Source organism: Sinorhizobium saheli (assembly GCF_001651875.1).
GTDB classification, from domain to species: domain Bacteria; phylum Pseudomonadota; class Alphaproteobacteria; order Rhizobiales; family Rhizobiaceae; genus Sinorhizobium; species Sinorhizobium saheli.
Genome location: NZ_LNQB01000064.1, coordinates 1 through 21,355 on the forward strand (window position 1 = coordinate 1; position 21,355 = coordinate 21,355).

Sequence of the window (21,355 nt, forward strand, 5' to 3'; positions counted from 1 at the left end):
AAATCAGTCCCTCTGTTGCAGCCGTAGGGAATCACGGCAAAAACCCAAAAGCCAGAGGGCTTTTTCAGCAGCCTGCTAGGCCGCGCTGCGCACGCTGCCGATCACATTGACCAGCTCGTCGACGATGCGCTCGACCTGGCCGCGGTCGTCGCCCTCTGCCATGACCCGGATCAGGGGTTCGGTGCCGGAAGGACGGATGAGGAGACGACCGTTCCGGGCAAGCTCGGCCTCGGCGTCGGCGATCGCCTCGCGCACCGCGGCGTCCTCCAGCGGCTTGCCCTTAGCAACGCGGACGTTCTTCAGGATCTGCGGCACCGGCTCGAAGCGGCGGCAGACCTCGCTCACCGGCTTGCCCTGGCGCTTGACCACGGCAAGGATCTGCAGCGCCGCGACCAGGCCGTCGCCGGTCGTTCCGAAATCGGAAAGGACGATGTGGCCGGACTGCTCGCCGCCGACATTCAGGCCGTCCTGGCGCATCTGCTCGACGACGTAGCGGTCGCCGACCTTGGTGCGGTGCAGCTTGAGGCTCCGTGCCTCGAGGTAGCGCTCGAGACCGAGATTCGACATTACCGTCGCGGCGATGCCGCCGCCCTTCAGCATGCCGTCGGCCGCCCAGCTGTCGGCGATCACCGCCATCAACTGGTCACCGTCGATCACCGCGCCGGTCTCGTCGATGATCAGAACCCGGTCGGCGTCGCCGTCGAGCGCGATGCCGATATCCGCCCGCACCTCGTGCACCTTCTTCTGGAGCGCCAGCGGATGCGTCGACCCGCATTCGAGGTTGATGTTGACGCCATTCGGCTCGGTGCCGACCGTGACGACTTCGGCGCCGAGCTCCCAGAGGGCCGAGGGTGCCACCTTGTAGGCGGCGCCGTTGGCGCAGTCGATGGCAATCCTGAGGCCCTGCAGCGTCACGTCGCGCGGCAGCGTCCGCTTCGCCTGTTCGATATAGCGGTAGATGTCGCCGTCGACGCGTTTGGCCCGGCCGATGTCTTCCGGCTTGGCGAGCTGCGCCGTCATGTCCTGGTCGAGGAGCTCTTCGATCTTCTCCTCGATCTCGTCGGAAAGCTTGTAGCCGTCCGGTCCGAACAGCTTGATGCCGTTGTCGCGGAACGGGTTGTGCGAGGCGGAGATCATCACGCCGATATCGGCCCTCAGCGAACGCGTCAGCATGGCGACGCCCGGCGTCGGGATCGGGCCGAGCAGGAAGACGTCGAGCCCGGCCGCCGTGAAGCCGGCGACCATGGCGTTTTCGAGCATGTAGCCGGAAAGCCGCGTGTCCTTGCCGATCACCACCCGGTGCCGATGCGCGCCGTTTCTGAAAATCGTTCCCACCGCAATGCCGACCCGCATGGCGAGGTCGGGCGTCATCGGAAAAATATTGGATTGCCCGCGAATACCGTCGGTGCCGAAATATCTGCGCTTCATCGAAACTCCATCGTCCTGCTTCGGCAGGCTCTCTTTAGTCGGCCGCATCCGTTTGCGTGTTCCGCGACTGGTTTTCATCTACCCGGGACCTCGCTTGCGGGCCTGTCATTCAGGATGAGAAACACGAGGCGGTATTTCACCCCATCCACTCTCAACGATCCGATCGCCCTTCCCGATCGCATCGGGAAAATCAAGTGGTTTTGCGCCATTTTTGGCATAAAACCGTGAAAAGCGGCAGCATGCTACCATCAGAAATCATTACAACGCGTTACCGATCGTCGCTTCCGATGCCTGTCGTCCGAAACCGGCCGCAATAGATAACCTGCACGTCAAGGCCCTGCAGGCGGCTTTCCCCGTCGCGGTGAGGCGCGCCGCCGCAGAGACGATAGGCGCATCGCAAAAAAGCCGCCGTTCCATCAGGAACAGCGGCTCCGATTGGTCATTCTGCTGCGGCAGGCCTATTGCGGCTGCGGCTCGAAGCCGCCTTCGGGCTCTTCGCCCTTGTTGCCGACCTCCTTCTTCGTGCCAGCCGAGGGAACGGCCGAGCCGCGATGCGGCGGCGTGTCGTCGCCGAGGTCGCGGGCCGGCTTTTCGCCGCGGATCAGCGCCTTGATCTCATCGCCCGTCAGCGTCTCGTATTCGAGCAGCCCCTCGGCGAGCGCCACGAACTCGTGGTTCTTTTCCGTGAGAATGCTGCGCGCCGCCTCATAGGCATCGTCGATCAGGCGGCGGATTTCATTGTCGATCTTCTGCGCGGTCGCTTCCGAAACGTTCTTCTGCTGCGCCACCGAATGGCCGAGGAAGACCTCCTGCTGGTTCTCGCCATAGGCCACCTGACCGAGCTGGTCGGAAAAGCCCCATTGCGTCACCATCGCCCGCGCGAGCTTCGTCGCCTGCTCGATGTCGGAGGAAGCGCCGGAGGTGATGTTCTCCTTGCCGAAGGTCAGTTCCTCGGCAACGCGTCCGCCCATCATGATGGCAAGCCGCGAGATCATCCACTTGTAGCTCATCGAATAACGGTCGCCCTCGGGCAGCTGCATCACCATGCCGAGCGCGCGTCCACGCGGAATGATCGTCGCCTTGTGCAGCGGATCGGCGGAGGGCACGTTGAGCGCGACGATCGCGTGGCCGGCCTCGTGATAGGCGGTCAGCTTCTTCTCGGCCTCGGTCATCGCCGACGAGCGGCGCTCCGCACCCATCATGATCTTGTCCTTGGCGTCCTCGAACTCCTGCATGGTGACGAGACGCTTGTTGCGCCGCGCCGCCATCAGCGCCGCCTCGTTGACGAGGTTCATGAGATCGGCGCCGGAAAAGCCCGGCGTGCCGCGCGCCAGCACCTTGAGGTCGACATTCGGCGCCAGCGGCACGTTGCGCACATGCACCTTGAGGATGCGCTCGCGGCCGTTGATGTCCGGGTTCGGCACGACGACCTGGCGGTCGAAGCGGCCCGGGCGCAACAGCGCCGGGTCGAGCACGTCGGGACGGTTGGTCGCGGCGATCAGGATGATGCCCTCATTCGCCTCGAAGCCGTCCATCTCGACGAGCAACTGGTTCAGCGTCTGCTCGCGCTCGTCATTGCCGCCGCCGAGGCCCGCGCCGCGATGGCGGCCGACCGCGTCGATCTCGTCGATGAAGATGATGCAGGGCGCGTTCTTCTTCGCCTGCTCGAACATGTCGCGGACGCGCGAGGCGCCGACGCCGACGAACATCTCGACGAAGTCCGAACCCGAAATCGTGAAGAAGGGCACGTTCGCCTCGCCGGCGACCGAGCGCGCAAGCAGCGTCTTACCGGTGCCGGGCGGGCCGACGAGCAGCACGCCGCGCGGGATGCGGCCGCCGAGGCGCTGGAACTTCTGCGGATCGCGCAGGAATTCGACGATCTCCTCGAGGTCCTGCTTGGCCTCGTCGACGCCGGCGACGTCGTCGAAGGTCACGCGGCCGTGCGCTTCCGTCAGGAGCTTGGCCTTGGACTTGCCGAAGCCCATGGCGCCGCGCGAGCCGCCCTGCATCTGTCGCATGAAGAACAGCCAGACGCCGAGGATCAGGAGCATCGGCAGAAGCGTTCCGATATAGCTGAGGAAGCCCGACGAACCGTCGGTCTCCGGACGGACCGTGACGGTGACGTCCTTGGCTTCCAGCCGCTCCGTCAGCGCCGTGTCGACGGCGGGAGCGTAGGTCTGGAAAGTCGCCCCGCTTTCCGTGTAGCTGCCGATCACCTTGGAGCCCGTGATCACCACTTCCTTGACGCGGCTGGCGTCGACGTCCTTCAGGAACTGCGAGAAGGGGATTTCACGTGAACCGGTCCGCTCGGTCGGCTGCTGGAACATGCTGAACAGCGCTATCAGCAGAAGCGCTATGATTGCCCAGAGGGCAAAATTACGAAAATTAGGGTTCATCGAACTCCCCGGAACCTGCAGCAGCCCGCACGATCGGCGAGCTGCACTCTTGTTCCTAACATAGGGTTCCGGCGCCGCCTTGCCAAGGCAAACCGCCGGCTAGCCTACCATTTCTGTCAACACATCGCGAACCGGCGAAGCGGGATACCGATCACGCCCGAACAAGACGGCGATCGCATCAGCCATGATCCTGTCGAAACCCGGCAAAAAGGTGTCGAAAAGGGCAATGTGGCATTCGACTTCCGCCGAAGCCTCGCCCGCAATGTCCGCTGGCATGATGCGAGGTGCCACCAAAGCGGCGCGTTTGGCAACCCCCGCCGGCAGTCCTGCGTCAATAAGCCTCTGCGCCCACGCGCCGGACGCCCCCGCCGCGGCAACGGTGAGCGCCGGTCCCTTGCTCGTGACGGCGAACCGCCCGTCCCAGACGCCGCGCGCCGCCGGCGCGATGGCGAGCGCCGGAAGGCTGCGCGCCTCGCGGTAGAGATAGAGGCCGCTTGCGCGCCGGTCGAAGACGACCCGCCCGGCCGTCAGCCGGCCGGGCTCGCCCGATCGCAGGAAGGCCGAGAGCCGCTCGATCGTGGCCCGCGCCGGCAGGTGATCGCGCCCGCCGAGGACCGCCGCGACGGAAAGGAGAGCGCGGCGCCAGTCGGGATCGTCGACATTGCCGGCCTGCCGGGCGGAAACTTCGGCCGCAAGGCCTTCGCACACGCGGATATGCCGCTCGATGAACGCCGCGGATCTTGCCGCGGCGGCGGCGCGCTTCCGCCCGCCCGGCGACAGTGCCGGTAGCTCCCCGGTCGCGAGCCGGGTGCGCACCCGGACCCGCTCGAACTCATGATTGGCGTTGCTCGGGTCGTCGATCCAGCCGATGCCGCGCGCTTCGAGAAAGGCCCTTATGTCGCCGCGCCGCAGCTTCAGGAACGGCCGCATGACCCAGAGCCGGCGTCCGTAGAGCATGGTTGCCGCCATGCCCGCAGCGCCCTGCCCCTCGGCGTCGCGCAGGCTGCGCATGGCGATCGTCTCGTATTGATCGTCGAGCGTGTGGCCGGTCGCGATGCAATCGGCGCCGAGCTCATCGGCAGCCTCGCAGAGCAATGCATAGCGCCTGGTTCGTGCCGCCGCCTGGATGCCGCTTCGCGGTTTATCGCCCTCCCAGCGGTAGACGCGATGGGCAACGCCAAGCCCGGCGCAGAACGCTGCCACGGCTTCGGCTTCGCTCGCGGAGCCCGGCCTCAGGGCATGATCCACGGTGCAGGCGACAAGCGACAATCCGCGGTGCTCTTCCGCCTGGAGGCCCGCATGCAGCGCCACGAGCAATCCCTTGGAATCGCTGCCGCCGGAAACCGCGACGAGAATCCGCGCCGGCCTGATGAAAGATCGTAGAAAAGAGCTGGCCGTATCGAGCACGGCATCGGGCATGGGGTCGGCCTCAGCAGCCGAAGCGGCTCTGCTCGCTCGTCACCTTCGCCTTGACGGCGGACGACGCCTTCGGATAGCGCTTCGTCACCTCGCGCAGCGTCGCGCAGGCGGTTTCCTTGTTGTCGAGGGCACCGAGCGACATGCCGAGCTTCAAGAGCATCTCGGGCGCCTTCGGCGATTTGCCATAGGTCTGATGCGCGTTGAGGAAAGTCTTCGCCGCATCGCTGTACTTGCCCTGGGAATATTGCGCCTCGCCCATCCAGAAGCTCGCGTCGGCGGCCTTGTCGCCCTCCGGGAAGGCATCGAGATAGTCGCGGAACTGCTGCTCGGCAATGCTGTAATCGCCGGAAAGCACGTGGCCATAGGCGGACTGGTAGAGGTCGCCGGGATTGCTCAAGGACGCAGTCTGCTGTCCGCTTCCCGGATTGTCGTTCAAACCGCCGCCCTCGCTCGCGATACCGGTGTCGACGCCCGGCGGGGTGGCGTTCGCCCCGGGCTGTGTCTCCGTCGTCGCGGAGACCGGATTGCCGTTCTCGTCGAAGATGATCTGGCCGAGCGTAGACGGCGCCGGCGCGGCCCCCGCGGCATTCGGATCGGAGGCGGCCATGTCGTCGCCGCCGGCGGGAGGGGCGGTCATCGTCTGGCTATCCGTCACCTCGGGGGTGACGGACGCCTGATCGCTGGACTTCGGCGCTTCAAGCGCGCCGCTCTTCCTGGAGGAGGACTTGCCGCTTTCGAGATCCTGGAAGCGGAACTCGTTGTCCTCCTGGAACTTCCGGATCTGCTCCTGCATCTGCAGGAGCTGGAAGCTCATTTCCTCGATACGCCCGTTGAGCTGGCGGATCTGTTCCTCGAGTTGGCCGACCCGACCGACGTCGGCCGCTTGAACCTTCACCACCGGCAATTGGGCCTTGCTGGCGGCGCCGGGATGAGGCGCACGGGCGAAAAGCCCGGAAAGAGACATGGCATTCGCCGTTGGGCCGAGGCCCGCAAGGGCCGCGAAACCAATCAGTCCTGCCACGACAAATTTCTTCATTTCATTTGTCCTGTTCATACACCGATTACTCCACCCTGCGATCGCGGTCCGCAATACGATGTCGACGATTCCATGGGTGAGTGCCGCACAGTTTTCCAATTGCCCGGAAAAAGCAACGGAGTTCGGCCAAAGTGTGGTAAAAAAGAAAGGGCGGCCGATGGCCGCCCTTTCAAATTCATCCGCACGACCTCAAATCAGCTTCCGGCGCCGCCGAGAACGGTGACGGCACGACGGTTCTGCGACCAGCAGGAGATGTCGTCGCAGACGGCGACCGGCTTTTCCTTGCCGTAGGAGATCGTGCGCATGCGGTTCGCCGGAACGCCGCGGCTGGCGAGGTACTCCTTGGTCGCAGCGGCACGGCGGGCGCCGAGCGCCAGGTTGTATTCGCGGGTGCCGCGCTCGTCGGCATGACCCTCGATGGTGATGGCATAGTTCGGATACTTCGCCAGCCACTGTGCCTGGCGGTCGAGCGTCGCCTGGGCGTCGGCGCGGATGGAGCTCGAATCCGTGTCGAAGAAGATGCGGTCGCCGACATTGACGGTGAAGTCCTGCTGCGAGCCCGGCGTCGCAGCACCGGCGCCAAGGCCGAGGCCGGCGGCATCGTTCGGCAGGTTCTTCTTGGAAGCGCAGCCGGCGAGAGCAAGCGTCATGACGAGGGCGAGCATGACGGGGTTGCGGGCGAGGGTCTGCATGCGGCTTGCGGCCGGGGTGTCAATTCGGCTCATGGGCCGGGTCTCCTTGAGAAGTGTCGAAATTCACGGTTGCCAGACTGTAACCGGAAGCAGTTAATTGCTTTTCAACAGTTATGGTTAACAAATCGACAATCTGCGTCGGGGGCCTGCTACACCAGCACTTTGCGGCGAGAAAGCGGCACATCTGCCACATTCCCCGCCGCGGCTGTGGACACCCGATCACGATAGTTTCGCGCCGATCGCAAACGTGATCGGGCCGGGTAAATGACGCCCGGCAGGGCGCCTCTACTCCATCAGCGGCGACCATGCCGGGTCGGAGGCGAAGCCCTGCGTCTGGATGAGCTGCTCGTTGTAACCCGTGAGATCGATCGAATAGAGCTGCGGCCCGCCGGCGCCGGCATTCTGGCGGAAGAACATCAGCACGCGGCCGTTCGGCGCCCAGGTCGGGCCCTCGTTGTGGAAGCCGGTGGTGAGGATGCGCTCGCCCGAGCCGTCCGGCTTCATCACGCCGATCGAGAACTTGCCGCCCGATTGCTTGGTGAAGGCGATGAGGTCGCCGCGCGGCGACCAGACCGGCGTCGAGTAGGAGCCGTCGCCGAAGGATATGCGCGTCTGGCCGGAGCCGTCCGCCCCCATCACGTAGAGCTGCTGCTTGCCGCCGCGGTCGCTTTCGAAAACGATCCGGCTGCCGTCCGGCGAATAGGAGGGCGACGTGTCGATCGCGTTGGTGTTGGTGAGCCGCGTGGTCGTGCGCGAGCGCAGGTCCATCGTGTAGATGTTGGCGTTGCCTTCCTGCTGCAGGCTCATGATCACCCGCTGGCCGTCCGGCGAAAAGCGCGGCGCAAAGGTCATGCCGGGGAAATTGCCGACCACCTCGCGCTGCCCGGTTTCGAGCTGCAGCAGATAGACGCGCGGCTGCTGGTTCTCGAACGACATGTAGGTGATTTCCTGGCGGTTGGGCGAGAAGCGCGGCGTCAGAACGATGTCGTTGGAATTGGTGAGCGCGCGGGCATTGAAGCCGTCCTGGTCCATGATCGCGAGCTGGCGCTTGCGCGCATTCTTCGGTCCGCTTTCGGCGACATAGACGATCCGGGTGTCGAAATACCCCTTCTCGCCGGTGATGCGCTCATAGATCGCGTCGGCGATGATGTGGGCGACGCGGCGCCAGTTTTCCGGCTGGGTGTAGAACTGCTGGCCGAGCATCTGCTGCCCGGCAAAGGTGTCCCACAGGCGGAATTCCGCCTTCAACCGGCCGTCGCCCTCCTGGGTGACGCGGCCGATGACGAGCGCCTGCGCGTTGATCACCTTCCAGTCCTCGAAGCGCGGGCTGGCGTCCGGATTGGAGACCTTCTCGATGAAGGCGCCCTTGTCGATCGGCGCGAAGAGCCCGGAGCGCTTGAGGTCGGCGGCGACCACGTCGGAAATCTTCCGGGCGAGCTCGCCCTGCAGGAAATCGGTGACGGCGATCGGCAGCGGCTCGACATTGCCCTTGTTGATGTTGATTTCGACGAGGGCGTTCGCCGGCGAGGCCATGAGCCCGCAGCCTGCAAACAAGACCATCAGGAGGCGGAAAAAGTTGCGTCTCAGCATTTCCATAAAGCCTTTCAGCCTTTCATCTTCCGGGCAGGGGAGAGGAAACCGTGCGCGGTTTCCGCCCGCATCCCGCCCCAACCTAGCTAGAGCATCGAGCTCGGGTCGAAATTGACGACGACCTCGCTCCACGAATCGTATTTGTCGGCCGGCAGCCCCTTGAAGGGCGTGGATTTGAGGATGGCGCGGCGCGCACCGCCCATGAGCGCCCGGCGCGCCGCGTCTGAGCCGCCGGTCGCCTCCACTTCCGGTTCGCCGATCAGCTCGCCGTTCGGATCGAGCCGCATCGTCACCTTGATGCGCACATCCGCCGCATCGGCCATGCCGGGGATGATCGACCAGTTGTTCTGGATCTGGCCGCGAAGCGCGTCCATCTCGCTCTGCGAAAGCGTATTGCCGGTGGTCGTCTTCTTGCCGCCGAGCGCCGCCTCCTCGGTCGAGCGCTTGGCGCCGCCGCCGGAGGAGTCCTGCTTGTTGAGCAGCGCCGCGATCTCATCGGCGTTGAAGTCGCTCTCCTTCTGCGAGGACGCCTTCTTCTGCTCCTTCTTCGTCTCTTCCTTCTTGCGCTCCGGAGTCTTGGCCGTCTGCGCCGGCTTTTCGACCTTGGGCTTCAACTGCGGCGTCGGTACCTTGTCCGGCAGGGCCTCGGCCTCGGGATTTTCCGCCGGCTGCTCCTCCGCCGGCGTCGGTTCCGGCTTCGGATCGGGCTTGACTTCCTGCTTCGGTTCGGGGAGCGCCGCCACTTCCGTCGCCGGCTCGGCGGCCGGCTTCGTCTCTTCGACCTTTTCGATCTCTTCCTTCACCGGGTCCGGCGTCGGCGGGGCCTTTTCCGTCTTTTGCGGGGCTGCCGCGGACTCATTCTCGACCGGCTTCGCATTCGGCTTCGGCGGCGACTTGAGGTCCACGTCGTTGTCGCCGATGTTCTCGGCGTTCTCGACCGGCGTCGGCTTCTTGGTCGGGACCGGCGAAGCCTTTTCCTTGGCCGGCGCCTTCTTGTCGCCCTGCTGGATCTGGGTCATGTCCGTGATCGGCACGATGTCGACCGGCAGCGCCTCGACATCCGCGACCTCAAATTCCGCCGGGCTGCCAAGCGACACCAGCGCCCAGGTGAGGACCAGGGCGTGGAGGACAGCAGATGTGGCTAGACCGCCCTTCATGACCGGGGATCACTTTTCCTGTTCTTGAAGCGTTACGAGCCCGAGATTCTTGAAGCCGGCCGCCGAGATGCGCGCCATCACCTTCATCACCGTGCCGTAGTCGGCATTGGTGTCGCCGCGCACGTAGATGCGCTCGTTGTAGCCGGTCGTGGAGATCGCCTCGAGCTTAGGCACGACCTCGTCGATGCCGATCGGGGTCTCCTGCAGGAAGATCTCGCCTGCCGGATTGACCGAAACGGTGATCGGCTGCGTATCCGCATTCATCGCCTTCGCCTGCGTTTCCGGCAGGTCGATCGGCACGCCCACCGTCATCATCGGTGCCGCCACCATGAAGATGATCAAGAGCACCAGCATGACGTCGACGAGCGGCGTGACGTTGATTTCGCTGATCGCGCCGCCCCTGCCCCTGCGCCGACGGCGTCCGCCGCCCGAACCCTTGGCTCCGCCAACTGCCATACCCATCAGCGTCGTCTCCGTGCTCGAGGCTCGTTATTGCGCGGCCTGGCGCGAAGGCTGCAGCTTCTCGTCGATCTGCCGCGACAGGATGGCGGAGAATTCGTCGGCAAAGGCCTCCATGCGCGCCGTCAGCTTGCCGGCATCGGCGGTGAACTTGTTGTAGGCGATGACGGCGGGAATAGCGGCAAGCAGGCCGATGGCGGTCGCCAGCAGCGCTTCGGCGATACCGGGCGCCACGACCGCGAGGTTGGTCGACTTCGAACCGGCGATCGCCTGGAACGAGGTCATGATGCCGACGACCGTGCCGAAGAGGCCGATGAAGGGCGCGGCCGAGCCGATCGTCGCGAGCGAACCGAGACGCGCCTCGAGCGTTTCGGATTCCCGCGCCAGCGTCACGTCCATGGCGCGGTCGATGCGCATCTGCAGGCCGATCGGCGAGCGGGCGCCGCGCTCGAAGCTCTTCTTCCACTCACGCATCGCCGAGACGAAGATGGCGCCCATGCCGCTCGTCTGCCGGTCCGAGAGCGTGCGATAGAGCTCCTCGAGCGACTGGCCGGACCAGAACACCTGCTCGAAATTGTCGAGCTGGCGGCGGACACGCCCGTAATTCAGCGACTTGTCGACGACGATCGCCCATGTCCAGACCGAAGCGCCGATGAGCCCCAGCATGACCAGCTTCACGACCAAGCCCGCTTCCATGAAGAGCGACCAGAGGGTCACATCGCTCGTCGCGGCCAATCCAACCTGTTCCATCGATCTCAGTCCCCGAATCCGAATACCCGGCAGAGCAGCTCATGCTCGTGACCGGGTCGCCCAAACGTCTTTTGCAAGTATGCCCCGGCATTGCCACCAATCGCGGCATTGCGATCTATTGCTTCAGCCTGCCTTCTTGCCGTCAATTTTGGTCAAAGGATGACGTGCACTGCACAAATCCTGATACACGGATTAAGACACCGTTATGGTTAAAGGAGCGTTACCGGGCGCGAAATGAAGCGCCGCCGCAGCGCGGAACTTAGCCGGCGATCGCACGTTTCGCTGCCATGAGCTCCCGGCCCCTATGGCACAACACGAGAAAACCGGCGCGGCGGACCTGCCGCGTGCCCCCGGTCCTTTGAGGCGTGGCTATGGCACCTCGCGCGATGTGGAAAGGACAGCTTCGTCTTTCCCTGGTCTCGATTCCGGTGGAGCTCTTCAGTGCGACGCAGACGGGAGCGAGCATCTCCTTCCGCCAGATTCACAAGCCGTCCGGCAAGCCGATCCGCTACCAGAAAGTGGCGGAAGGCATCGGCCCGGTCAATGTCGACGACATCGTCAAGGGCTACGAATACGAGGACGACAGATATGTCCTCCTGGAGCCGGAGGACATCGACGCGGTCAAGCTCGAGACCAAAAAGACGCTGGAGCTCGTTCAATTCGTCGATGTCGGCGAGATCTCGCCGCTTTATTACGAAAAGCCCTATTATGTCGTACCCTCGGACGAACTCGCCGAGGACGCCTATCGCGTCGTCCGCGACGCGCTGCGGACGACCAACAAGGTCGGGCTCGGCCAGCTGGCATTGAGGGGGCGCGAATATCTGGTCGCCATCAAGCCGTGCGGCGACGGCCTGCTCCTGGAGACGCTGCGCTATACCGACGAATTGCGCAAGGCCGATCCGCTGTTCGCTTCGGTCAGCGGCAAGAAGGCCGACAAGGAACTGCTGGACGTCGCGACCGCACTCATCGAGCGCAAGACCGCCGCGTTCAATGCGGAAGCCTTCAAGGACAATTACGCCACCGCGCTCAGAGAGCTCGTGAAGCGCAAGGTCAAGGGCAAATCGGCGCGCGTCGAGATCGAGGAAGGCGAACGCCCGCAACGGCGCGGCGACAATGTCGTCGACCTGATGGCGGCATTGAAGAAGAGCCTCGAGGGCAGCGAGGAGAAGAAAAAGCCGGCAACGAAGGCGCAATCCTCGTCGCCGCGCCGCGGCCGGCGGAAATCCGCGTGAGGACGAAAATGGCCGCCCGCGAACAACCGCTTTCCGAGTACAACCGACGCCGCGACTTCACCAGGACGCGCGAGCCGAAGGGCACGGTGGCGCCGGCCGAGCACCCCGGCAGGAATCGCTTCCTCGTCCAGAAGCATGACGCAACGAGGCTGCATTACGATTTCCGCCTCGAATGGCAGGGAGTTTTGAAGAGCTGGGCGGTCACGCGCGGCCCAAGCCTCAACCCGGAAGACAAGCGGCTCGCCGTGCGCACCGAGGATCACCCGCTCGCCTATGGCGATTTCGAAGGCACGATCCCGGAAGGCGAATATGGCGGCGGCACCGTGATGCTGTGGGATACCGGCTGGTGGGAGCCGGACGAGGACCCGGAGAAGGGCCTGAAGAAGGGCAAGCTGACATTCCGGCTCTACGGCAGCCGCATGAAGGGCGGCTGGGCACTCGTGCGCATGCGGCCGCGCGATGGCGAGAAGCGTGAGAACTGGCTTCTCGTGAAGGAGACCGACGAGGTTGCCGACGAGGACGGCGAGAGCCTGATCCGGGACAACGTCACCAGCGTCGTGACCGGCCGCACGATGGACGAGATCGCCGAAGGCAAGGGTGAGAAACGCGCGCGCATCTGGCATTCGAACAAGAGCACGGCGGCGAACGTCAAGGCCGGAGCGGTCGCCGACGCCGGCGAGCGGCGCAAAAGTTCGACGCGAAAATCCTCCGCTAGGCTGCCCGCCTTCCGGGCACCGCAGCTCGCGACACTGGTGACGAAGGCACCGGGCGGCGACGCCTGGCTGAACGAAGCCAAGTTCGACGGCTACCGCCTGATCTGCGCGGTCGCCGGCGAGCGTGTCCGCTGCTACACGCGCAACGGCCTCGACTGGACCGAAAAATTCCCGGCGATCGCCTCCGCCCTTGCCGAGCTCGACTGCAAATCGGCGCTGATCGACGGCGAGGTCGTGGCGTTGTCGGATGCCGGCTCCAACTTCTCGGCGCTCCAGAAGGCGCTCAGAACCGGTGCCAGCACCCGGCTTTACGCCTTCGACCTGATCGAACTCGACGGCAAGGACCTGAGCCGCAAGCCGCTCGCCGAGCGGAAGGAAAGGCTGAGGGCCCTGCTCGATACGCTCGGCACCACCGCAACCGTTCAATACAGCGAGCACGTCCGCGGCAATGGCGAGCATGTGCTTCAGGCCATATGCAAGGCCGGACAGGAGGGCATCATCGCCAAGGAGGCGAACGCTCCCTATCGCAGCGGACGAACCCGGAGCTGGCTGAAGGTCAAATGCACGAAACGCCAGGAATTCGTCATCGGCGGCTATACGCTTTCGACGAAGAAGGGGCGCCCCTTCGCCTCGATCCTCCTCGGCACGTTCGAGAACGGCAAGCTGATCTACCGCGGCGGCGTCGGCACCGGCTTCTCGCAGGCGACGCTCGAGGAACTCGCCGCCGCCTTTGCCAAGCGCAAGCGCGAAACGCCGCCGTTCGACGCGGTGCCACGAGAAAGAACGCGGGATTCGATCTGGCTGAAGCCCGATCTTGTGGCGGAGGTCGACTTCGCCGAATTTACCGATGACGGACATATCCGCCACGGCTCTTTCCAGGGCCTGCGCGAGGACAAGGAGGCCAAGGCCGTGAAACTGGAAACGCCACAACCGGCATCCGCCAAGACGACCGGCAGGAGCAAAGCCTCGACGAAGACGGACACGGCACCGCCTGCCAAGGGCGATGACGATGTCCTCGGCATCCGCATCTCGCATCCGGATCGCATCCTCTTCGGAGGCCAGGGCATCACCAAGATCGACCTCGCGCGCTACTATGCCGTCGTCGCCGAGAGGATGCTGCCCTTTGCTGCCGACCATCCCGTTTCGCTCGTGCGCTGTCCGCAGGGCGGACAGAGGCAGTGCTTCTTCCAGAAGCATGCGAACGAAGGCTTCCCCGAGGCGATCCGGGAGGTGCCGATCACCGAATCCTCCGGCGAGACCGAGAACTATATGTATCTACACGATGCCGAGGGGCTCGTTGCGGCGGTGCAGATGGGCACGCTCGAGTTCCACATCTGGGGTTCAAGGATCGACCGGCTGGAAAAGCCCGACCGCCTGGTCTTCGATCTCGACCCCGATCCGAGCGTCGACTTCGCCACGGTGAAGGCCGCTGCCGCCGCCCTCAGGCGCGAACTTGCCGGGATCGGCCTCAAGACGGTCGCGATGGTGACCGGCGGCAAGGGCGTCCATGTCATCGTGCCGCTCCGTCCGCATGCCGAATGGGAGGAGGCAAAGGGGTTTGCCAGGGCCATCGCGCAATCCTTCGCCGACCGCGATCCGGAGCATTTCGTCGCCACCATGTCGAAGGCGAAGCGCAAGGGGAAGATATTCATCGACTGGCTGAGGAACGACCGCGGCGCCACGGCGATCGCCCCCTACTCCACCCGCGCCCGCGCAGGCGGCCCCGTCGCCACGCCGGTCGGCTGGGACGAACTCGAGGACCTCGACGCGGCCAACACGTTCCACATCGCCGACATTGTCGAACGCATCGACGCCGGCACCGACCCCTGGGCTGAAATCGGCAAGATCAGCCAGTCGCTGACGAAGAAGATATTGGGCGCGGCGGTCGGCTAAGACAGGCATCGATCTGCCTGGATCGCCGCTCTCGACCATAGCGAGAGGGATAACGAGACAGCCGCAAGGCAATCACGCCGGCGCTCGCTGCGCCGCCAGGAACTTGATCGCCAGCGCCTCCGGCAGTCGCCGCGGCCGTCCCTGCCCGTTGATCACCGCGATGATCACCTTGGCGGCGATCAGCAGCGTGTCGCCCCGGCGGATTTCCTGCTGCAGCACCATCTTGGCGCCGCCGGCCTTCTCGGTGGTCGTCGCGATCGTCAATATGTCGTCCATGCGCGCGGGCTGCTTGAAGTCGATCTCCATCCGGTGAACGACGAAGACGAGGCCTTCCGTGTCGCCTTCGATCGCCAGCGAAGCCTGCTCGACCCCGAGCAGCCGCAGGTAGTCGGTTCGCGCGCGTTCCATGAAGTGCAGGTAGCGCGCGTGATAGACGACGCCCGAGAAATCGGTGTCCTCGTAATAGACCCGCTGAATCAATCGGTGGCCGGTCTCGGTCAGCTCGCCGGCAAGCGAAATCAGTGACATGGCATTCTCCGGAAGCGATTTGCCTTTTCCTGTGCAGGAACAAAAAGACATTTGCAAGCATTGCAGCTTTGTCACAATCCTGTCCTATCAGGTCACCTGACCTCTTCCCGATCTGGAGAACCCTGCATGAAGATTGCAATCCTCGGCGGTGACGGTTTTGTCGGCTGGCCGACCGCGCTCCACCTTTCCGATGCGGGCCACGATATCCACATTCTCGACAACCTCTCCCGCCGCTGGATCGACACGGAGCTCGGCGTGCAGTCGCTGACGCCGATGGATTCCATCCAGGAGCGCACCCGCATCTGGCATGCGGAGACCGGCCGGCGCATCCACTTCAAGCTGATCGACCTCGCCCGCGACTACGAGCTTCTCAAGAACTGGCTCGCCGAGCATCGGCCGGACGCGATCGTCCATTTCGCCGAGCAGCGCGCCGCCCCCTATTCGATGAAGAGCGACCGGCACAAGAACTACACGGTCAACAACAACGTCAATGCGACCCACAATCTGTTGAACGCAATGGTCGAGCTCGACCTCGACGCCCATCTCGTCCACCTCGGCACCATGGGCGTCTACGGCTATTCGACCGTCGGCGCGGCGATCCCGGAAGGCTACCTGCCCGTCGGCATCGAGACGATGGACGGGGAAACGGTCAGCCAGGAGATCCTCTATCCCTCCAATCCCGGCTCGATCTACCACATGACCAAGTGCCTCGATCAGCTGCTCTTCCAGTTCTATGCCAGGAACGATGGCCTGAGGATCACCGACCTGCACCAGGGCATCGTCTGGGGCACGCACACGGAGCAGACGCGCCGGCACCCGCAGCTCATCAACCGCTTCGACTATGACGGCGACTACGGCACCGTTCTCAACCGCTTCCTCATCCAGGCGGCGATCGGCTATCCGCTGACGGTCCACGGCACCGGCGGCCAGACCCGTGCCTTCATCCACATCCAGGATTCCGTGCGCTGCATCGAGCTCGCGCTCAAAACCCCGCCGGCGCGCGGCAGCCGCGTCGAAATCTTCAACCAGATGACCGAAACGCATCGCGTCCGCGATCTCGCCGAAATGATCGCCCGGATGACCGGATCCGAAATCGCCTGGCTGCCCAATCCGCGCAAGGAAGCGGCCGAGAACGAGCTCGTCGTGCGCAACGAGAAGTTCCTGGCCCTCGGCCTCGACCCGATCCGCCTCGAGGACGGGCTGCTCTCGGAGATCGTCGACGTGGCGAAGAAGTTCGCCTACCGGATCGACCGTTCGCGGGTGCCGGCCGTCTCGGCCTGGACGAAGGAAATCGCTCCGCTGATCAACCATGATCCGGAGGGCAAGCGGCTGAAATCCGCCTCATGAACGGCGCTGTCCCCAATCCGGAAGGGATGAGCCCCTCCGCTCCGGCCGCTGCCGCCCACGCCTTCGTGACGCTCGTCACCAATGCCGACTACGCGCTCGGCGCACGGGCCCTGTTGCGCTCGATCCGCCTGACGCGGACGCCGGCGGACATCGTCGTGCTCCATACCGGCGGGACAGATGCCGCCGCGCTCGAGCCGCTCACCGAATTCGATTGTCGCCTGATCGAGACGCAGCACCTGCCGCTTTCCGACGCGTTCAACGCCCGGCATCAGCGCCGCAACGTGCATGAGCAGGCGCCCTTCACCAAGGGACGCAAGCCCGACTTCCATTCGCCGCTCGACAATTTCTGCAAGCTCACGCTCTGGCAGCTTGTCGAATACGAGCGCTGCGTCTTCATCGACGCCGATGCGGTCGTCCTGCGCAACATCGACAGGCTCTTCCGCTACCCGGAATTTTCCGCCGCGCCGAACGTCTATGAGAGCCTCGCCGATTTCCACCGCCTGAACTCCGGCGTCTTCGTCGCCGAGCCTTCGCTCGCCACCTTCGACAGGATGCTTGCGGCGCTCGATGCCCCCGACGCCTTCTGGCCGCGTACGGACCAGACCTTTCTTCAGAGCTTCTTTCCGGACTGGCATGGCCTGCCGGTAACGATGAACATGCTGCAATATGTCTGGTTCAACCTGCCGGAGCTCTGGGACTGGCGCTCGATCGGCATCCTTCACTATCAATATGAAAAGCCGTGGGAGAAGGACCATCCGCGCGCGGAAGCCCTGCGTCCGCTGATCGATCTCTGGCATGCCTACCTGACCGGCGAGAACATCCCCGACGTCGCCACGCTCGCGAATCCCGCGCCGGCCGGCGAGAGATCATGACCCGCGTTCTCGTCTCGGGCGGCACCGGCTTCGTCGGCCGCTTCATCGTCGAACATCTGATCGCCAGCGGCTACGAGGTCACGGTCGGCGGCCGCTCGCGCCCGGCGGCGGGCTTCTTCTCGCAGGCGGTCTCCTACGTTCCGCTTCGCCTCGATCCGGAGGCGGACCAGACCGCCGCCTTTGCTGACAGCCACGCCTTCGTCCATGCCGGCCTCGCGCATGTCGAAGGCAGGTATCGCGGCGGCGAAGGCGCGGATCCGGACGGGTTTCGCCGCGCCAATCTCGACGGCACCGTCCGGCTCTTCGAGGAAGCGCGCGCTGCCGGCGTCCGCCGCTGCGTCTTCCTGTCGAGCCGCGCCGTCTACGGAGAAAAGGCGCCGGCAATGGTCGACGAGACGTCGCCCGCCGAACCCGACACGCTCTATGGTGAGGTGAAGCTTGCCGCCGAACGAGCGCTGACGTCGATGGCCGGCCACCATTTCGTGACCGCGACCCTGCGCGTGACCGGCGTCTACGGGCCGGCGGGCCCGGGGCGAAGGCACAAATGGAGCAACCTCTTTGCCGACTATCTCGCCGGCAGGCCCGTGCCGCCGCGCGCCGGGAGCGAGGTGCACGGCGACGACGTCGCGCAGGCGGTGAAGCTGATGCTGGAGGCGGACGCAGCAAAGCTCTGCGGCGAGGTCTTCAACGTCTCGGACGTGCTGACGGACAACCGCGAAATCCTCTCCCTTCTCCAGTCGGCGACCGGCTGCCCTCACGCCCTGCCGCCGGCCGCGGACACGAGCGCATTCAAACTGATGTCGACGGAAAGGCTGCGCGCCCTCGGCTGGACGCCCGGCGGAGGGGAACGCCTGGCTGCGACGGTCCGGGAGCTGGCCAGGGACGTCTGATAGGCTCGCAGAATGCGGGCGATGGCCCCTCATCCGGCTGCCGCCACTTTCTACCCGTTTTGACGGGAGAAGGGACTCGTTGCGCCTCGCGCCGGATACGGAGATGGTGCGCACTCGTCCCCGCTCCCGGTCAAAACGGTGCGAGGGTTTGGGTGAGAGGCAAACGGCACTGCCCGCAACAACGATCACCCGAGATCGACCACGACAATCTCCGGCGGGACCCCGAAACGGATCGGCGCGATCGAGCAGCCAAGGCCGCCGGAGACGATCAGGCTGCGGTCATCCTCGACAATATGGCCGTAGGCATAACGGTCGCCGTAGCTCGACGGCACCATCGGAGAGTGGCCGAGAAGCCGCACCTGGCCGCCATGGGTATGGCCCGACAATGTCAGCGCCACGCGCGACGGCACCTTCGGAAAGATGTCGGGTTCGTGCGCCAGCAGGATCGTCGGAGCCGTGTCGCTGACTTGCGCCAGCGTGCCGTCGAGATCATCGAGCCCCTTGAGGTGCTTGCGTTTCCACTTCTTGCCGGCTCTCAAGGCGCGCTGGTCCTCGAGGCCTGCCAGCCAGAAGCCGTTGCCGTCCTTCTCAAAGCGGACCGCCTCGTTGCTGTAGACCTTGATGCCGACGTCCTGGAGCGCCCTGTGTCCGAATGTCGGCCCGCGGCCATTTCTTTGTGCGGTCCTGTCTTCCCACCAGTCGTGATTGCCCATGATGGCATGAACGCCGAGCGGCGCCTCGAGCGTCGCGAGCGCCTTGGACCACTCGCTGGAATGAACGTGGCGGGTCACGAAATTCATGCCGGATGCATAGTCGCCGAGCAGCACGGTGATGTCGCCCCCGAGATCGTTGGCCTGGCGGCAGATCGAGACGATGCGGCTCGCCGACATCCAGGGCTCGCAGGCATGGATGTCGGCGAGTGCCACGATCCGCAGCTTCAACCCGGGCGTCCAGCCGGGCGGCGTCAACGCGTAACGGGTCACGCTCAGCCGGGCCAATGGCTCGAAGGCAAAGGCATAGCTGCCGAGCGCCGTGAAGCTCGCGAAACTGCCGCCGACGAATTTCATGAAATCGCGACGGGTGATCATCCTCATTCGTCCTCGAGCGTCAGCCGGAACTGCGCCGCCTCGATGTCCTTCGGCGGGTTGAGGCCGAGATGCTTCCAGGCGTTGGCGGTCAAGACGCGGCCGCGCGGCGTCCGTTGGATGAAACCCTGCTGGATCAGGTAGGGCTCGATGATGTCCTCGATCGCGTCGCGCGGCTCCGAAAGGCCGGCCGCGATCGTGTCGATGCCGACCGGCCCGCCGCCGAAATTATGGGCGATCATCGTCAGGTAGCGGCGGTCGAGCTGGTCGAGCCCCATATTGTCGACCAGCAGCCGCGTCAGCGCCTCGTCGGCGATGGCTCGTGTCACCGCCTCGGCGCGCGCAACCTCGGCGAAGTCGCGCACGCGCCTGAGGAGCCGGCCGGCGATGCGCGGCGTGCCGCGCGCCCGGCGGGCGATTTCGCGCGCGCCTTCGTCGGTCATGCCGAGGCCCATCAGCCGGGCGCCGCGGCGGACGATCAGCTCGAGCTCGTCGACCGTGTAGAAATTCAATCTCACCGGAATGCCGAAGCGGTCGCGCAGCGGCGTCGTCAACAGACCGAGGCGGGTCGTCGCCGCCACCAGCGTGAACTTCGACAGGTCGATCTTCACCGAGCGCGCCGCCGGCCCCTCGCCGATGATGAGGTCGAGCTGGAAATCCTCCATCGCCGGGTAGAGGATTTCCTCGACCGCCGGGTTCAGGCGGTGGATTTCGTCGATGAACAGCACGTCCCGCTCTTCGAGATTGGTCAGCAGCGCCGCGAGATCGCCGGCCTTGGCGATGACCGGCCCGGAGGTCGAGCGGAAATTGACGCCGAGTTCCTTGGCCATGATCTGCGCGAGCGTCGTCTTGCCGAGCCCCGGCGGGCCGACGAACAGCACGTGGTCGAGCGCCTCGCCGCGATTGCGCGCTGCCTCGATGAAGATCTTGAGATTGGCGCGCGCTTCCGCCTGCCCGGTGAATTCATCGAGCGATTGCGGCCGCATCGTCGCATCGAGATCCTCGCCTCGCTTTTCCGGCGCAATCAGGCGTGCCGCTTCACTCATGTCCAAACTTCCGCTTCGGGCTGAACCGCGGTCAGGCGCCAAAGAGCCACAAGGCCGACGATCCCTGCCGCACACTCAACCATAATGCGAGCATCGCAACCAAGCCAGCGCAATCGGCCCGCGATCCCCTTACTCCATTGCCTTTGTGGCCGCAGGAAGGCCCGCCCGCGTGTCACCGCGACAGTTCCCGCAAGCCGAGACGGATCAGCTTGGCGCTGTCCGCCCCCTCGCCGCCATTCTTCAATGCCGCCGCAACGGCGTTCGCGGCCTGGTCGCGCGAATAGCCGAGATTGGTGAGCGCCGAGACCGCATCCGAGACCGGCGCTGCGGCTACCCCCTCCCCGAGCTCCTGCTTGAGGCCGATCGATGGAGCCATGTCGCCGGCAAAGGCCGGGGCCTTGTTCTTGAGCTCGGTGACGATGCGCACGGCCACCTTCGGGCCTACGCCGGGGGCACGCGCGACCGACGTCTTGTCCTGCAGCGCGATGGCATTGGCAAGCTCGCCGGGCGTCAGCGTCGACAGCAGCGCCAGCGCCACCTTGGCCCCCACCCCCTGGACGGTCTGCAGCAGACGGAACCATTCCCTTTCGAGCGCCGTCAGGAAGCCGAAAAGCCTCAGTTGATCCTCGCGCACATAGGTCTCGATGAAGAGCACGGCGGCCTCGCCCCCCGATCCGAGTTTCGCAAGCGTGCGCGCCGAACAATAGGCGACATATCCGACCCCATGCACGTCGAGGACCACGTGATCCTCGCCGATCTCGTCGATGGTGCCCTTGAGCTTGCCGATCATCTGGTTTCCGTCTTTCTGGGTCCGTTTCCTTG

The 21,355-nt window shown here is 64.9% G+C and carries 18 protein-coding genes; 5 read left to right on the forward strand and 13 right to left on the reverse strand.

The genetic code is table 11. The features are described 5' to 3' along the window. Positions 1 to 75 precede the first annotated feature (75 nt). The 9 genes from glmM to tolQ all read right to left on the reverse strand — a co-directional run bounded on the left by glmM (position 76) and on the right by tolQ (position 10,927). Positions 76 to 1,428, reverse strand: a complete 1,353-nt coding sequence (glmM, locus tag ATB98_RS07310; protein ID WP_066871461.1) for a phosphoglucosamine mutase — start codon at positions 1,426 to 1,428, stop codon at positions 76 to 78. A gap of 458 nt (positions 1,429 to 1,886) precedes the next feature. Continuing rightward, positions 1,887 to 3,824 carry an ATP-dependent zinc metalloprotease FtsH gene (ftsH, locus tag ATB98_RS07315; RefSeq protein WP_066871239.1) on the reverse strand — a complete coding sequence of 646 codons (1,938 nt, stop codon included), beginning with the start codon at positions 3,822 to 3,824 and terminating at the stop codon, positions 1,887 to 1,889. 99 nt (positions 3,825 to 3,923) lie between these two features. Then, entirely contained in the window at positions 3,924 to 5,243 is a 1,320-nt protein-coding gene (gene tilS / locus ATB98_RS07320; protein WP_066871243.1) for a tRNA lysidine(34) synthetase TilS, read from the reverse strand. A 10-nt stretch (positions 5,244 to 5,253) separates the two neighbouring features. After that, entirely contained in the window at positions 5,254 to 6,279 is a 1,026-nt protein-coding gene (gene ybgF / locus ATB98_RS07325) for a tol-pal system protein YbgF (protein WP_066871246.1), read from the reverse strand. 194 nt (positions 6,280 to 6,473) lie between these two features. After that, positions 6,474 to 7,004, reverse strand: a complete 531-nt coding sequence (pal, locus tag ATB98_RS07330; protein ID WP_066871249.1) for a peptidoglycan-associated lipoprotein Pal — start codon at positions 7,002 to 7,004, stop codon at positions 6,474 to 6,476. 252 nt (positions 7,005 to 7,256) lie between these two features. Beyond that, complete coding sequence (tolB, locus tag ATB98_RS07335; RefSeq protein ID WP_153435748.1) at positions 7,257 to 8,567, reverse strand: Tol-Pal system beta propeller repeat protein TolB; 1,311 nt, start codon at positions 8,565 to 8,567, stop codon at positions 7,257 to 7,259. Positions 8,568 to 8,647: 80 nt separating this feature from the next. Further along, a complete protein-coding gene (locus ATB98_RS07340) occupies positions 8,648 to 9,718 on the reverse strand; it encodes a hypothetical protein (RefSeq protein ID WP_066871252.1) in 1,071 nt (356 codons plus the stop codon). A 9-nt stretch (positions 9,719 to 9,727) separates the two neighbouring features. Continuing rightward, entirely contained in the window at positions 9,728 to 10,180 is a 453-nt protein-coding gene (gene tolR, locus ATB98_RS07345; protein WP_066871255.1) for a protein TolR, read from the reverse strand. Positions 10,181 to 10,207: 27 nt separating this feature from the next. Further along, positions 10,208 to 10,927: a protein TolQ gene (gene tolQ, locus ATB98_RS07350; protein ID WP_066871258.1), complete on the reverse strand. Its 720-nt coding sequence runs from the start codon at positions 10,925 to 10,927 to the stop codon at positions 10,208 to 10,210. 371 nt (positions 10,928 to 11,298) lie between these two features. On the opposite strand from tolQ, the gene ku reads away from it, so the two are divergent. Then, on the forward strand, positions 11,299 to 12,159 hold the full coding sequence (gene ku, locus ATB98_RS07355; protein ID WP_066871261.1) for a non-homologous end joining protein Ku: 861 nt from the start codon (positions 11,299 to 11,301) through the stop codon (positions 12,157 to 12,159). Between the two features lie 8 nt (positions 12,160 to 12,167). Beyond that, a complete protein-coding gene (gene ligD / locus ATB98_RS07360; protein WP_066871264.1) occupies positions 12,168 to 14,765 on the forward strand; it encodes a DNA ligase D in 2,598 nt (865 codons plus the stop codon). A gap of 72 nt (positions 14,766 to 14,837) precedes the next feature. On the opposite strand, the gene ybgC is transcribed toward ligD, so the two are convergent. Next, positions 14,838 to 15,293 (reverse strand): tol-pal system-associated acyl-CoA thioesterase, encoded by a 456-nt coding sequence (gene ybgC, locus ATB98_RS07365; protein WP_066871268.1) that lies wholly within the window; start codon positions 15,291 to 15,293, stop codon positions 14,838 to 14,840. A 126-nt stretch (positions 15,294 to 15,419) separates the two neighbouring features. Here ybgC and ATB98_RS07370 point away from each other — a divergent pair, with 126 nt between their 5' ends. From ATB98_RS07370 to ATB98_RS07380, 3 genes are read left to right on the forward strand one after another with little or no spacing between them, the layout of a single operon-like run. Next, positions 15,420 to 16,640 (forward strand): NAD-dependent epimerase/dehydratase family protein, encoded by a 1,221-nt coding sequence (locus ATB98_RS07370; protein ID WP_066871271.1) that lies wholly within the window; start codon positions 15,420 to 15,422, stop codon positions 16,638 to 16,640. Continuing rightward, entirely contained in the window at positions 16,637 to 17,512 is an 876-nt protein-coding gene (locus ATB98_RS07375) for a glycosyltransferase (RefSeq protein ID WP_066871274.1), read from the forward strand. The genes ATB98_RS07370 and ATB98_RS07375 overlap by 4 nt, the downstream gene beginning before the upstream one ends. Then, positions 17,509 to 18,402, forward strand: coding sequence for an NAD-dependent epimerase/dehydratase family protein (locus ATB98_RS07380; RefSeq protein ID WP_066871277.1), 894 nt, complete (start codon positions 17,509 to 17,511; stop codon positions 18,400 to 18,402). Before ATB98_RS07375 ends, ATB98_RS07380 begins: the two co-directional genes overlap by 4 nt. A 185-nt stretch (positions 18,403 to 18,587) precedes the next feature. On the opposite strand, the gene ATB98_RS07385 is transcribed toward ATB98_RS07380, so the two are convergent. The 3 genes from ATB98_RS07385 to ruvA all read right to left on the reverse strand — a co-directional run bounded on the left by ATB98_RS07385 (position 18,588) and on the right by ruvA (position 21,323). Then, the gene (locus ATB98_RS07385) at positions 18,588 to 19,490 is read right to left on the reverse strand and encodes a metallophosphoesterase (protein WP_066871280.1); all 903 of its coding nucleotides are present in this window, start codon (positions 19,488 to 19,490) and stop codon (positions 18,588 to 18,590) included. Positions 19,491 to 19,492: 2 nt separating this feature from the next. Beyond that, on the reverse strand, positions 19,493 to 20,533 hold the full coding sequence (gene ruvB, locus ATB98_RS07390; RefSeq protein ID WP_066871283.1) for a Holliday junction branch migration DNA helicase RuvB: 1,041 nt from the start codon (positions 20,531 to 20,533) through the stop codon (positions 19,493 to 19,495). 172 nt (positions 20,534 to 20,705) lie between these two features. Then, positions 20,706 to 21,323 carry a Holliday junction branch migration protein RuvA gene (gene ruvA / locus ATB98_RS07395; RefSeq protein ID WP_066871286.1) on the reverse strand — a complete coding sequence of 206 codons (618 nt, stop codon included), beginning with the start codon at positions 21,321 to 21,323 and terminating at the stop codon, positions 20,706 to 20,708. Between the last annotated feature and the right edge of the window lie 32 nt (positions 21,324 to 21,355).